This window comes from Neisseria cinerea (assembly GCF_900475315.1).
Classification (GTDB): domain Bacteria; phylum Pseudomonadota; class Gammaproteobacteria; order Burkholderiales; family Neisseriaceae; genus Neisseria; species Neisseria cinerea.
Window position 1 is genome coordinate 1,802,865 of record NZ_LS483369.1, and the last position, 13,795, is coordinate 1,816,659.

Sequence of the window (13,795 nt, forward strand, 5' to 3'; positions counted from 1 at the left end):
TCCGTTATGCCGCCGGCAGCGGCAAAGCGGTTATTATAGTGAAAAAAACGATTCGAGATAAACACGGATACAAATTGTCGGCAACACTCAATATCCGATAAAATACCGACTTTATCATTACATTTGAACACGTAAGGGAGAAAGGCATGGCAAAAGTAAAAGGCGGATTGGGGCGCGGTTTGGATTCGCTGCTCGCCAACGGCGCAGACAACAGCAGCGGCGACCGATTGACCACGGTTGCAGTTAAAGATATCCAGCCCGGCCGCTATCAGGCGCGTGTTCAAATCGATGACGAAGCCTTGCAGGAGCTGGCGGATTCGATTAAAGCACAGGGCGTGATACAGCCCGTCATTGTGCGGGAACACGGTTTGTCCCGGTACGAACTGATTGCAGGAGAGCGGCGATGGCGCGCCTCCCAGCTTGCCGGCCTGACTGAAATCCCCGTCGTTATCAAGACTATCAGCGACGAAACCGCACTGGCCATGGGGTTGATAGAAAACCTTCAGCGAGAGAATCTCAACCCTATCGAAGAAGCACAGGGGTTGAAACGTCTTGCTGATGAGTTCGGACTGACCCACGAAACCATAGCCAAAGCCGTCGGTAAAAGCCGAAGTGCGATTTCCAACAGCCTGCGCCTTTTAAGCCTGCCCGAACCCGTGCAGGAAATGCTTTACCAACGCCGCTTGGAAATGGGGCATGCCCGTGCGTTGCTGACCCTCCCCGTCGTAGAACAGCTCGAGTTGGCGCAAAAGGCCGTTAAAAACGGCTGGTCGGTGCGCGAAGTCGAGCGCCGCAGCCAAATTGCCCATCAGAACAAACAGTCCGAACCCAAAAAAAATACTGCTTCCGACATCAGCCGCCTTAACGATTTGCTGACTGAAAGGCTGGGTGTCAACGCTGAGGTCAAAACCGTTAACCACAAAAAAGGCAGGATTGTCCTGTATTTCGATACGCCCGAAACGTTCGGCCACCTGTTGGAGCAGTTGGGAATAGATTACCAGCCTTAATTTTGCGCAATATGCCGTCTGGAATATAAAGTGTAAAGAAATTGCGGACAAACTCCTCAATATCCTGTAATCATATGTAATATGTGCTAGAATGGCGAAGTTGGATTTTGGGGAGTCGCTTGTCTGTATCGGCGGCGAGTTTCACAAAGATTAACATATTGCTTGACGTAAGAAGGCTTCTAAATTATATTAGCCGCGCCTCAAATCCGAGGCGGAATCATTCTTTTTTATGAAGCAGATTATTATCCTGCAATTTGCAGTATTATCCGTATGTTCCCTGGTTTCCCTCGTTATATGGGGGTATTCGGGGTTTCTATCGGCAATCGGCGGCGGCCTGTCTTATCTGCTTCCCACGCTTGTTGCAGTTTTACTTTTAAAACTTTTCAGTGGGGATCCCTTCCTGCAAAGCAGGATGTACATCTTCGGAGAGATTTTAAAAGTAGTGCTGTCGCTGTTGTCCATGTTCGCCATGTTTTCAATATGGCATCAATCGCTGGTGTTTGCCCCGTTTCTGATGGGGCTGATCGGTGTCAGCCATCTGGTTTTTTTAGTATTGTTGAGAGTGAAAGATTATGGCAGGTGAAACCATTACCGCTGCCGACTACATCAAGCACCATTTACAGAGCTTGACCAGTTTGTCGGATGTTACTCAGGGTCAGGGCCTGAAAAATATTGCCGATTTCTCGTTTATTAATCTGGATGCGATTTTCTTCGCCGCTCTGTTGGGCGTAATCGGCAGCTTCCTGTTGTGGCGTGGTGCAAAAAAAGCAACAGCAGGCGTTCCCGGACGTTTCCAGGCTGCAGTGGAAATCTTGTTCGAGTTTGTGGACGATATGTGTAAGAGCATCATCCATAATGAACAGTCTAGAAAAGCCATCGCCCCTTTGGGTTTGACACTTTTTGTCTGGATTTTCCTGATGAACGCGATGGATATGCTGCCTGTTGACCTGTTACCGTGGGTTTGGCAGCATCTGACCGGCAATCATCACGCCCTGTTGCGTGTTGTGCCTACCGCTGATTTGAATACTACTTTGGCTCTTGCTGTCGGCGTGTTGCTTATCTGTATTTATTACAATATCAAAATTAAAGGGTTCGGCGGCTGGTTTCACGAGCTGTTTAGCGCGCCTTTCGGTGCGAAGCTTGCACCGGCAAACTTCCTCCTTAATCTGGTTGAATTCCTTTCTAAAACCGTGTCGCATGGTATGCGGTTATTCGGCAACATGTATGCAGGCGAGTTGGTATTCTTGTTGATAGCCTTGCTTGGCGGTGCTTGGGCGGCCTCCGGCAGCGTTGAAGTGATGGATCCGATTCTGTTTGTCTTCCACATTATTGCCGGATTGGCATGGGCGATTTTCCATATTCTGGTTATTACCTTGCAGGCGTTTATTTTTATGGCATTGGCGTTTGTCTATATCGGACAGGCACATGATGCGCACTGATTTTCCTAAGTAGTTTGTTTTTGTAGTTTAACCTTTGTTTCTTTAAGGAGTTTAAAATGGGTTTGATTGCTATCGCATGTGGTTTGATCGTTGCATTGGGCGCACTGGGTGCCTCTATCGGTATCGCAATGGTCGGTTCTAAATATTTGGAATCTTCTGCTCGTCAACCTGAGCTGATTGGTCCTCTGCAAACCAAACTGTTCTTGATCGCTGGTCTGATTGACGCGGCATTCTTGATCGGTGTGGCTATTGCCCTGTTGTTCGCCTTCGTTAACCCGTTTGGTGCTGCGTAATCAAGACGGAGAAATCCGTTCAGATACAGGCTTACCGTCTGTTTGATTAACCCAGATACGAAGGTTAAGTAACGTGAATATTAATGCAACCTTATTTGCGCAAATCCTAGTTTTCTTTGGCTTGGTTTGGTTTACGATGAAATTCGTATGGCCTCCGATTGCCAAAGCATTGGATGAGCGTGCCGCAAAAATCGCCGAGGGCTTGGCTGCCGCCGAGCGCGGTAAGAGCGATTTTGAGCAGGCAGAGAAAAAAGTTGCAGAACTTATGGCCGAAGGGCGTCATCAGGTAACCGAAATGGTTGCCAACGCCGAAAAACGTGCTGCAAAAATTGTAGAAGAAGCTAAAGAGCAAGCTTCTCATGAAGCAGCACGCATTGCAGCCCAAGCAAAAGCTGATGTAGAGCAAGAAGTTAACCGTGCACGCGAAGTGTTGCGCGAACAGGTTGCTTCATTGGCTGTTAAAGGTGCGGAATCTATCCTGCGTAAAGAAGTTGATGCTTCCAAACATGCAGATTTGCTCAGTGCCTTAAAACAGGAGCTGTAATCTTATGGCAGAGTTCGCAACGATTGCCAGACCTTATGCGAAAGCATTGTTTAGTCTGGCTCAGGAAAAAAACCAAATCGAGTCTTGGTTGGGCGAACTGAAAGAACTCGCAGCGGTTGTTCAAGATGAGAAAGTCATCGCTTTCATCGAGCAGCCGGAAACGGGAGCTTCCGAAAAGGCAGAAACGCTCAAAGGTCTTGTCGGTATCAAAAATGTCGAATTGGCAAATTTTATTACCGTTTTGGCCGAACAAAAGCGTTTGCTGGTATTGCCGGAAATTTATGCCCAATATCAAGATTTGACCTTGATACACAACAATACGAAATCGGCAGTAATTTATAGCGCGTATGAACTCAGTTCTCAGCAGCTGGCCGATGTTACCGATATCCTGATAAAACGCTTTAACAGCAAATTGGATGTGGTGGCTAAAGTTGCCCCTGAATTAATCGGTGGCATCAAAGTAGAGGTGGGTGATCAGGTCTTGGATTTGTCCGTACAAGGCAAACTGAATGCTTTGTATGCGACTATGACAAATTAGGAGAGTTTTCATGCAGCTTAATCCTGCTGAAATTAGCGATTTGATTAAAGCCAAAATCGAAAATCTGTCCGTCAATGCAGAAGTGCGTACCCGTGGTACTGTCGTTTCCGTTACAGACGGCATTGTGCGCATTCATGGCTTGTCAGACGCGATGCAAGGTGAGATGCTCGAATTCCCCGGTAACACTTTCGGTCTGGCCATGAACTTGGAGCGTGACTCCGTCGGTGCCGTAGTGTTGGGTGAGTACGAACACATTAAAGAAGGCGATACAGTTACCTGTACCGGCCGTATTTTGGAAGTGCCGATTGGTCGCGAATTGGTTGGCCGCGTAGTTGATGCATTGGGTCGTCCTATCGATGGAAAAGGTCCAATCAACACGACATTGACTGCTCCAATCGAAAAAATTGCACCAGGCGTGATTGCGCGTAAATCGGTTGACCAACCAATGCAAACCGGTCTGAAAGCTATTGATTCTATGGTTCCGGTTGGTCGTGGCCAACGTGAGTTGATTATTGGTGACCGTCAAACCGGTAAAACAGCCGTAGCACTGGATGCCATCGTTAACCAAAAAGGTACAGGCGTTATCTGTATTTATGTGGCTATCGGTCAAAAAGCATCTTCTATTGCCAACGTAGTACGCAAATTGGAAGAGCATGGCGCGATGGAACATACTATCGTGGTTGCTGCAACTGCTTCTGAAGCCGCTGCACTGCAATACATCGCTCCTTACTCCGGTTGTACCATGGGTGAATTCTTCCGTGACCGCGGTGAAGATGCATTGATCGTGTATGATGACTTGTCTAAACAAGCCGTTGCATACCGTCAAATTTCCCTGCTGTTACGCCGTCCTCCTGGTCGTGAAGCATATCCTGGCGACGTATTCTATCTGCACTCCCGTCTGTTGGAACGTGCGGCTCGCGTCAGCGAAAACGAAGTTGAAAAACTGACCAATGGTGAAGTAAAAGGCAAAACCGGTTCTCTGACTGCGTTGCCAATTATTGAAACCCAAGCCGGTGACGTATCAGCATTCGTACCAACCAACGTAATTTCGATTACAGACGGCCAAATCTTCTTGGAAACCGACTTGTTCAACGCCGGTATCCGTCCTGCAATCAATGCCGGTATTTCCGTATCGCGCGTGGGTGGTGCAGCACAAACCAAAGTCATCAAAAAACTGGGTGGCGGTATCCGTTTGGCGTTGGCACAGTACCGTGAATTGGCGGCGTTCTCGCAATTTGCTTCCGATTTGGACGAAGCAACACGCAAACAGCTGCAACACGGTGAAGTGGTTACTGAATTGATGAAACAAAAACAATTCAGCACATTGAACACTGCCGAAATGGCATTGACTTTGTGGGCGATCAACAACGGTTCTTACGCAGATGTTCCGGTATCCAAAGCCTTGGCTTTCGAAGCAGAATTCTTGAGTTTCGTACGTACGCAACATCCTGAGGTTCTGGAAGCGATTAATGCATCAGGCGCAATGTCTGACGAAAGCGAAAAAGCATTGACCGAAGCCATGAAATCTTTCAAATCTTCTTACGCTTACCAAGCATAAGTATTGAGATGAAAGGAGTCTGAAATGGCAGTCGGAAAAGAGATTCTCACCAAAATCCGTAGTGTTCAAAATACTCAAAAGATCACTAAAGCGATGCAAATGGTGTCGACCTCTAAAATGCGGAAGACTCAAGACCGGATGCGCTTAGCGCGTCCGTACGCCGAAAAAGTGCGTACAGTGATGAGCCATCTTGCACAGACCAATGCCGATCATGGTATCAAACTGTTGGAGCCACACCGCGAAGTGCGTCGTGCCGGCTTCATTTTGATTACCTCGGATAAAGGTTTGTGCGGTGGCTTGAACGCAAACGTACTGAAAAAGTTTTTGGCGCAAGTTCAAGAGTATCAGGAACAAGGCATCGAAGTCGAAGTCGTGTGCCTGGGTAGCAAAGGTTTGGCTGCATGCCAAAGCATCGGTTTGAATGTTATTGCCAGCGCAACTAATTTGGGCGACACCCCAAAAATGGAGGCGTTGCTTGGCCCTTTGACCGAAATCTTCCAATGTTATGAAAAGCATGAATTAGACCGTATCCATATGGTTTACTCATGTTTTATCAACACGATGCGCCAAGAGCCGCGTATGGAAGTGTTGCTGCCTATCGGTGAAAACGTTATTGACGACAAAGCGGGTCATTCTTCATTCGCTTGGGAATACCGCTACGAGCCGAGCCCTGTCGCCGTATTGGAATATTTGGTTCGCCGCTATTTAGAGTCTGTGGTTTATCAGGCATTGAGCGACAACATGGCATCCGAACAAGCCGCGCGTATGGTAGCGATGAAAGCCGCAACCGACAACGCAGGCAATGCCATTAAAGAGTTGCGCTTGGTGTACAACAAATCGCGTCAAGCCGCGATTACCACAGAATTGTCAGAAATTGTAGCAGGTGCAGCGGCAGTTTAATGCCGTCTGAAGCCTGAACAGGAAATTAGGATACGATAATGAGCCAAGGCAAAATCGTACAAGTTATTGGTGCGGTGGTTGACGTGGAATTTCCACGCGACGCTATCCCGCATGTTTACGATGCCCTGAAATTGGACGAGAACGGTCTGACTCTGGAGGTTCAACAGCTTCTGGGCGACGGCGTTGTCCGTACTATTGCAATGGGTAGTTCAGACGGCCTGAAACGCGGTATGTCTGTAAGCAATACTGGTGCGCCAATCACTGTGCCGGTAGGTAAAGGTACATTGGGTCGTATTGTCGACGTATTGGGTACGCCTGTTGATGAAGCAGGTCCGATCGATACCGACAAAAGCCGTGCCATTCACCAAACTGCTCCGAAATTCGACGAGTTGTCTTCAGCTACCGAATTGTTGGAAACCGGTATTAAAGTGATCGACTTGCTGTGTCCGTTTGCTAAAGGCGGTAAAGTAGGTCTGTTCGGTGGTGCCGGTGTAGGCAAAACCGTGAACATGATGGAATTGATTAACAACATCGCCAAAGCGCACAGCGGTCTGTCCGTGTTCGCAGGTGTGGGTGAGCGTACCCGTGAAGGTAACGACTTCTACCACGAGATGAAAGATTCCAACGTATTGGATAAAGTAGCCATGGTGTATGGCCAAATGAACGAACCTCCGGGCAACCGTCTGCGCGTTGCTTTGACCGGTTTGACTATGGCCGAATACTTCCGTGACGAAAAAGACGAAAACGGTAAAGGCCGCGACGTATTGTTCTTCGTCGACAACATCTACCGTTACACTTTGGCCGGTACTGAAGTATCTGCACTGCTGGGCCGTATGCCTTCTGCAGTGGGTTACCAACCGACATTGGCTGAAGAAATGGGTCGTTTGCAAGAGCGTATTACCTCTACCCAAACCGGTTCCATTACTTCCATCCAAGCCGTATATGTACCTGCGGATGACTTGACTGACCCGTCTCCGGCGACAACTTTCGCCCACTTGGACGCGACCGTCGTATTGAGCCGTGATATTGCCTCTTTGGGTATTTACCCGGCAGTTGACCCGCTTGACTCTACTTCGCGCCAATTGGATCCGATGGTATTGGGACAAGAGCACTACGACGTAGCGCGCGGTGTACAGTCCACTCTGCAAAAATACAAAGAATTGCGCGACATCATCGCCATTCTGGGTATGGACGAATTGTCTGACGAAGACAAACTGACTGTAATGCGTGCCCGTAAAATCCAACGCTTCCTGTCTCAACCGTTCCACGTTGCCGAAGTGTTTACAGGTTCTCCAGGCAAATATGTCGCTCTGCGCGATACCATTGCCGGTTTCAAAGCCATTTTGAACGGCGAATACGATCATCTGCCCGAGCAGGCATTCTATATGGTCGGCAGCATTGAAGAAGCAGTAGAGAAAGCGAAAACCTTAAACTAAGGAGGTCGGCATGAGCGTCATGCAAGTTGAAGTGGTCAGTAGCGAGCAAAACATCTATTCGGGCGAAGCCAGCTTTGTAGTGGTTCCGACCGTTCAAGGTGAGCTTGGTATTTACCCGCGACACGAGCCGATTATGAGTTTGGTGCGGCCGGGAGCTTTGCGTTTGACTGTTCCCGGCGAGGATAAGGAGGTCCTGGTTGCTGTTTCCGGCGGCGTCTTGGAAGTTCAACCTGATAAAGTTACCGTTTTGGCGGACGTTGCCGTCCGTAGTGCGGAGATGGATCAGGCACGTGCGGAAGAGGCGAAAAAAGCTGCCGAAGCCGGTATCTCTCAAGCCAAAGACGATAAGGATTTGGTAGAGGCACACAAGGCATTGGCTGCCGCAATTGCACAGCTCAAGACTTTGGACTATATCCGTTCGCACAAAAAATAAAACTTGTGTGGTTTGGGAAAGCACGGTCGTTTGGCCGTGCTTTTTATTTTCCGGATTTAAATTAAAAAATTATCCATCCCCTGGTTTCAAATCAGGCTGTCTTCGAGATAAATCTATTCAAGCGGCTATGGAAACAGTAAAATAAAACCTTTATTTTATCGAACAATAAGTCATGCTCACCTTTCAACAAATCATCTTTAAACTGCAAACATTCTGGGCAGACAAAGGCTGCACCGTCATCCAACCTTTCGACATGGAAGTCGGCGCAGGTACTTCCCACCCCGCCACCTGCCTGCGCGCACTCGGCCCCGAGCCTTGGTTTGCCGCCTACGTCCAACCCAGCCGCCGCCCTAAAGACGGCCGCTACGGCGACAACCCCAACCGCCTGCAACACTATTACCAATTTCAAGTCGCCCTCAAACCTGCCCCCGCCAATATTCAAGACCTCTATCTCGACTCCCTGCGCGAATTGGGCATCGACCCCAAAGTGCACGATATCCGCTTCGTCGAAGACGACTGGGAAAACCCCACCCTCGGCGCATGGGGCTTGGGCTGGGAAGTTTGGCTAAACGGCATGGAAGTGACCCAGTTCACCTACTTCCAACAAGTCGGCGGCATTGACTGCACCCCCGTACTCGGCGAAATCACCTACGGCATCGAACGCTTGGCGATGTACCTGCAAGGCGTGGAAAACGTCTATGACCTCGTTTGGGCAAAAACGCTGGACGGGAATACAGTAACTTACGGCGACGTGTACCACCAAAACGAAGTTGAACAATCCACCTACAACTTCGAATACAGCGATGCCGATTGGCTGCTGCGCCAGTTCAACGACTACGAAGCACAAGCCAAACGCCTGCTCGCCGAAGAAAACGCCAGCCTTGCCTTACCTGCCTACGAGCTCGTCCTCAAAGCGGGGCATACGTTCAACCTATTAGACGCACGCGGTGCCATTTCCGTTACTGAGCGCGCCACCTACATCGGCCGCATCCGCGCGCTGAGCCGCGCTGTGGCGCAAAAATATGTCGAAAGCCGCGAAAAACTGGGCTTTCCCTTAATGAAGGCAAATGCCGCCTAAGGGGGCGACGATTTTTTACGTTCGGGCGGTCCGATATGGCAGCCGTCTGTAAACCATTATAATTTTAGGAAAATCATGCCTGTCTATTTCCGCACCCCAAGCAGGAAACGCCTGCACAAAATGAACCGCCGCAAGCATAAAAAGCTGCATTTGGGCGAGTTTCAAACATTGATTTTCGGCGTTCAAGGCAGTTTGCATCAACCTGCGGATGATGCCGAAGCGTTTGGTCGTTTTATGGACGAGCTTATCGCGTATCTTGTGGTAAACGGCTTGGAAATGGCGGGTGGGGGCGATTGCGGTGATTTTTCGTGCCTGTTTCAAAAATCCGGCGCCCGAGGCTTGGGCGAAACCGAGAAAAAGGCCATTATCTCTTGGCTGGCAGGCCGTGAAGATGTCGCCACTTTGTACGCCACCCCGCTAGTTGATGGTTTTTATGGGGATGACGGCTGGGAAAATTACAGCGAAACCTATAAACAGGCAGATTAACCAAATTCAAAGAAAGCCGAATGATGACCCAAACCCTTTTAATCGAACTCCTTACCGAAGAACTCCCGCCAAAAGCCCTCAATAATTTGGGCAACCATTTTGCCGCTTCCGTTACCGAAGGCTTGGAAAAGGCGCAACTGATAGCCGGCACGGCAGAATTTACTGCCTACGCTTCTCCGCGCCGTTTGGCTGTTCAAATTAAAAACGTGAAAGCCGTTCAAGCCGATCAGAAAATCGTGAAAAAAGGCCCTGCCGTAGCGAATGCCATGAAAGACGGTGCGCCGACCAAGGCTTTGGAAGGTTTCGCGCGCGGTGCTGGGGCGAAAATCGAAGACTTGACCATCGTCCACGACGGCAAGCAGGATGTGTACGCCTATGAATACGTCCAAACCGGCAAACCGTTGGGCGAACTCTTGGAAGACATTATCAATCAAGCGGTTAAGAAGCTGCCGATTCCGAAAGTAATGCGTTGGGGCAGCAGCACGTTTACTTTCGTGCGCCCCGTTCATGGGCTGATTGTGCTGCACGGCGGCGACATCGTAAACGTCAGCGTTTTGGGCCTGCAAAGTGGCAATCAAACCTTGGGACATCGCTTCCTGTCCAGCAGCGAAATCACCATTGAAAACGCCGACAACTACGCCACACAAATGCGTGAGCAAGGCAAAGTGGAAGCCTCGTTTGCCGAGCGCAAAGCCGCCATTCAGACGGCCTTGAACGAGCAGGCAGGCCGTCTGAACGCGACCGTTGCCGCCGATGAAGCCTTGTTGGACGAAGTGACCGCATTGGTCGAATGGCCTGTGGTATTGGAAGCTGGTTTTGAAGAACACTTCCTCGCCGTACCGCAGGAATGTTTGATTCTGACCATGCAGCAAAACCAAAAATACTTCCCGCTGCTCGACCAAAACGGCAAGCTGATGAACCGCTTCCTGCTGGTCTCCAACCTGCAAACCGAAGACCCGTCGCACATCATCCAGGGTAACGAACGCGTTTTGCGCGCGCGCCTGTCTGATGCCGAGTTCTTCTACAAGCAAGACCAAAAAGCGACTTTGGAAAGCCGTCTGCCCAAGCTGGCAAACGTGGTTTATCACAACAAAATCGGCTCGCAAGCCGAGCGTATCGAACGCTTGCAAAGCATCGCTGCCCACATCGCCAAGGCTTTGGGCGCGGATGCCGCCGCAGCCGAACGCGCCGCGCGTTTGGCAAAAGCCGACTTGGTAACCGAAATGGTCGGCGAATTCCCCGAATTGCAAGGCACCATGGGCAAATACTATGCCCGCTTGGACGGAGAAACCGAAGAAATCGCCGAAGCCATCGAGCAACACTACCAACCGCGTTTTGCCGGCGACAACCTGCCAGAGGGCAAAGTGGCCACCGCCGTTGCGCTGGCCGACAAACTGGAAACCTTGGTCGGCATTTGGGGCATCGGCCTGATTCCGACCGGCGACAAAGACCCCTACGCCCTGCGTCGCGCCGCCTTGGGTATTTTGCGGATGCTGATGCAGTATGGTTTGGATGTGAACGAGCTGATTCAGACGACCTTCGACAGCTTCCCCAAAGGTTTGCTCAACGAGAAAACGCCGTCTGAAACCGCCGACTTCATGCAGGCGCGCCTTGCCGTATTGCTACAAAATGACTATCCGCAAGACATCGTTGCCGCCGTACTCGCCAAACAGCCGCGCCGTTTGGACGATTTGACCGCCAAACTGCAAGCCGTTGCCGCGTTCAAACAACTGCCCGAAGCCGCCGCGCTCGCCGCCGCCAACAAACGCGTGCAAAACCTGCTGAAAAAAGCCGATGCCGCGTTGGGCGAAGTCAATGAAAGCCAGCTGCAACAAGACGAAGAAAAAGCCCTGTATGCCGCCGCGCAAGGTTTGCAGCCGAAAATTGCCGCCGCCGTTGCCGAAGGCAATTTTCAGACGGCCTTATCAGAACTGGCTTCCGTCAAACCGCAAGTCGATGCCTTCTTCGACGGCGTGATGGTGATGGCGGAAGATCCCGTCGTAAAACAAAACCGCCTGAACCTGCTGAACCGTTTGGCAGAGCAGATGAACGCAGTAGCGGATATCGCGCTCTTGAGCGAGTAACCGTTGTATAGTCCAAATGCCGTCTGAAGCCTTCAGACGGCATCAAATTATCTGTAGGATAAATTGCAGCCCCTAGTCAGCGTTTTAATCTGTGCCTATAACGTAGAAAATACTTTGCACAAGCACTGGATGCCGTAGTTCGGCAGACTTGGCGTTTTTATATCGTCATGCCTTACGGTGTGTCATATGGTGTGTGGGCATAGGGATTTGGTGTTTAGGAATGATGGAGGGGCGATCTGTATTTCCGTCACGGAGAGGCGGTAATTGGTTTTTTCTCATTTTGATTCGCTATATAATGAAGTGCCGTCCGAACAGGTTTCAGACGGCATTTTCTGTAAGGGAATATGCAGCCTTATGAAAAGTCGCCCCACAGTGTCTGCATGGCGGCAAGGGCGGCAAGGGCGGCGGTTTCTGTGCGTAAAATCCGTTTGCCGAGTGTGACTGCCTGAAAGCCAGCATCAAATGCATATTGCTCTTCTTGTTCCGTCCAGCCGCCTTCGGGGCCGACCATAAAGACGATTGAGTTGGATTGGGGGCGGATGGCGGCAAGTTTGCAGGCGCGGTTGATGCTCATAATCAGCCTGGTGCTTTCGGAAGGTATTTGCCTGAGGGATTCGCGATAAGTGGTGATGGGCAGTACGGGCGGTACAGTGTTCCTGCCGCTTTGCTCGCAGGCGGAAATGACGATTTCCTGCCACCGTGCGAGGCGTTTGTCGGCACGCTCCCCATTGAGGCGGACGATGCAACGTTCGCTGATGACGGGTTGTATGGCGGTTATGCCGAGTTCGACGCTTTTTTGCAGGGTAAAGTCCATGCGTTCGCCGGAAGATATGGATTGGATGAGTGTGATGTGCAGCGGGGATTCTGTATCGGCCGTTTCTTCGCGTAGAATCTCGGCCTCGGCGCGGCGTTTTTCCAAGACGGTCAGCCGTGCGGCGTGTGCCTTTCCTTTGCCGTCAAACAGGATGATTTCCGTACCGGTGCGGATGCGCAGGACGTTGAGGTGGCGGATGATGTTGTCGGGTAGGTTGACGGTTTGTCTGACGGAGAGGTTTTCAGGCAGGTAGAATCGGGACATGGTTTTCAGGGGTGGAGATAATGTTGTGCCGTACGGCTGTTTCCAGGTACGGCGGATTTTAAACGGCAATTATACGTTTGTGCGCCGTAACCTCAAAATATAAGGATAGGAAGTGTTACACCGTTTGCAGAAAGTTGTGCGCCATATTGCCCAAACCGAGGTAATGCCGCGTTTTTTGAATACGCCCTCCCACCGTAAGGAGGACGGTTCCGTGCTCAGTGAGGCCGATCTTGCCGCGCAGACGGCTTTTGCTGCCGCGTTGCCGCTTTTAATCGACAGTCCGATGTTGGGCGAAGAAATGACGGTGCAGGAACAGTTTGCTTTGTGGGCGGAATATTCGGGAGAAAAGGGGCTTTGGGTTGTCGATCCGATAGACGGTACAAACAATTTTGTCAACGGGCTGCCGCATTTTGCCGTATCGGTGGCGTTTATCCGAAACGGGCATGCGGAGTTGGGCGTGATTTACAATCCGGTCAGCGGGGAATGTTTTTACGCCGAACGGGGGCAGGGTGCGTTTCTTAATGGGACACGCCTTCCTTTGCGTCTCGTGGATAAGAAGTTGAATGAGGCAATCGCGGGTGTGGAAATCAAATATCTCCGTTCCGGAAAGCTTTCCAGCCGTATGAGTACGCTTGCGCCTTTTGGAACAATACGGAGTATGGGCAGCAGTACGTTGGATTGGTGTTATTTGGCTTGCGGACGTTACGATGTTTATGTTCATGGCGGGCAGAAGCTGTGGGACTATGCTGCGGGTGCGTTGATTTTCGAGGAGGCGGGCGGCAGGCTGACGACTTTGGAAGGCGATGAATTCTGGAGCGGACAGCATGTGTTCAAACGTTCGGTTATTGCGGCGCTCGAACCTAATTTATTTGAACGCTGGGTCAGGTGGATAAGGGAAAATCAGTAGGTTCCAGAGACATT

General features: G+C 50.5%; 15 protein-coding genes. 14 read left to right on the top strand and 1 reads right to left on the bottom strand.

Annotated features, from left to right (window positions below):
- Nucleotides 1–146: 146 nt before the first annotated feature.
- The 13 genes from DQM57_RS09310 to glyS all read left to right on the top strand — a co-directional run bounded on the left by DQM57_RS09310 (nt 147) and on the right by glyS (nt 11,796).
- Entirely contained in the window at nt 147–1,007 is an 861-nt protein-coding gene (locus DQM57_RS09310; protein WP_107859537.1) for a ParB/RepB/Spo0J family partition protein, read from the top strand.
- 229 nt (nt 1,008–1,236) lie between these two features.
- Nucleotides 1,237–1,590, top strand: a complete 354-nt coding sequence (locus tag DQM57_RS09315) for an ATP synthase subunit I (RefSeq protein WP_111727577.1) — start codon at nt 1,237–1,239, stop codon at nt 1,588–1,590.
- Nucleotides 1,580–2,446, top strand: a complete 867-nt coding sequence (gene atpB / locus DQM57_RS09320) for a F0F1 ATP synthase subunit A (RefSeq protein ID WP_003676099.1) — start codon at nt 1,580–1,582, stop codon at nt 2,444–2,446. Before DQM57_RS09315 ends, atpB begins: the two co-directional genes overlap by 11 nt.
- 56 nt (nt 2,447–2,502) lie before the next feature.
- The gene (atpE, locus tag DQM57_RS09325) at nt 2,503–2,739 is read left to right on the top strand and encodes a F0F1 ATP synthase subunit C (protein ID WP_003676106.1); all 237 of its coding nucleotides are present in this window, start codon (nt 2,503–2,505) and stop codon (nt 2,737–2,739) included.
- A 73-nt stretch (nt 2,740–2,812) separates the two neighbouring features.
- Complete coding sequence (locus DQM57_RS09330; RefSeq protein WP_003676108.1) at nt 2,813–3,283, top strand: F0F1 ATP synthase subunit B; 471 nt, start codon at nt 2,813–2,815, stop codon at nt 3,281–3,283.
- A 4-nt stretch (nt 3,284–3,287) separates the two neighbouring features.
- Nucleotides 3,288–3,821, top strand: coding sequence for a F0F1 ATP synthase subunit delta (locus tag DQM57_RS09335; RefSeq protein ID WP_003676110.1), 534 nt, complete (start codon nt 3,288–3,290; stop codon nt 3,819–3,821).
- A 10-nt stretch (nt 3,822–3,831) separates the two neighbouring features.
- Nucleotides 3,832–5,379 (top strand): F0F1 ATP synthase subunit alpha, encoded by a 1,548-nt coding sequence (gene atpA / locus DQM57_RS09340; protein WP_003676111.1) that lies wholly within the window; start codon nt 3,832–3,834, stop codon nt 5,377–5,379.
- A 24-nt stretch (nt 5,380–5,403) separates the two neighbouring features.
- Nucleotides 5,404–6,279, top strand: a complete 876-nt coding sequence (atpG, locus tag DQM57_RS09345; protein ID WP_107961178.1) for a F0F1 ATP synthase subunit gamma — start codon at nt 5,404–5,406, stop codon at nt 6,277–6,279.
- A 38-nt stretch (nt 6,280–6,317) separates the two neighbouring features.
- Nucleotides 6,318–7,715 (top strand): F0F1 ATP synthase subunit beta, encoded by a 1,398-nt coding sequence (gene atpD, locus DQM57_RS09350; RefSeq protein ID WP_003676115.1) that lies wholly within the window; start codon nt 6,318–6,320, stop codon nt 7,713–7,715.
- A gap of 10 nt (nt 7,716–7,725) precedes the next feature.
- Nucleotides 7,726–8,148, top strand: a complete 423-nt coding sequence (locus DQM57_RS09355) for a F0F1 ATP synthase subunit epsilon (RefSeq protein ID WP_003676117.1) — start codon at nt 7,726–7,728, stop codon at nt 8,146–8,148.
- A 172-nt stretch (nt 8,149–8,320) separates the two neighbouring features.
- On the top strand, nt 8,321–9,226 hold the full coding sequence (gene glyQ, locus DQM57_RS09360) for a glycine--tRNA ligase subunit alpha (RefSeq protein ID WP_002224116.1): 906 nt from the start codon (nt 8,321–8,323) through the stop codon (nt 9,224–9,226).
- Nucleotides 9,227–9,301: 75 nt separating this feature from the next.
- The gene (locus DQM57_RS09365) at nt 9,302–9,712 is read left to right on the top strand and encodes a 50S ribosome-binding protein YggL (protein WP_108043519.1); all 411 of its coding nucleotides are present in this window, start codon (nt 9,302–9,304) and stop codon (nt 9,710–9,712) included.
- 20 nt (nt 9,713–9,732) lie between these two features.
- Nucleotides 9,733–11,796, top strand: a complete 2,064-nt coding sequence (gene glyS / locus DQM57_RS09370; protein WP_111727578.1) for a glycine--tRNA ligase subunit beta — start codon at nt 9,733–9,735, stop codon at nt 11,794–11,796.
- A 352-nt stretch (nt 11,797–12,148) separates the two neighbouring features.
- Here glyS and DQM57_RS09380 read toward each other — a convergent pair whose 3' ends face one another.
- Nucleotides 12,149–12,874 carry a 16S rRNA (uracil(1498)-N(3))-methyltransferase gene (locus tag DQM57_RS09380; protein ID WP_111727579.1) on the bottom strand — a complete coding sequence of 242 codons (726 nt, stop codon included), beginning with the start codon at nt 12,872–12,874 and terminating at the stop codon, nt 12,149–12,151.
- A 112-nt stretch (nt 12,875–12,986) separates the two neighbouring features.
- Between DQM57_RS09380 and DQM57_RS09385 the strand changes: the two genes are divergently transcribed.
- Complete coding sequence (locus DQM57_RS09385) at nt 12,987–13,781, top strand: inositol monophosphatase family protein (protein ID WP_039854138.1); 795 nt, start codon at nt 12,987–12,989, stop codon at nt 13,779–13,781.
- Nucleotides 13,782–13,795: the final 14 nt, after the last annotated feature.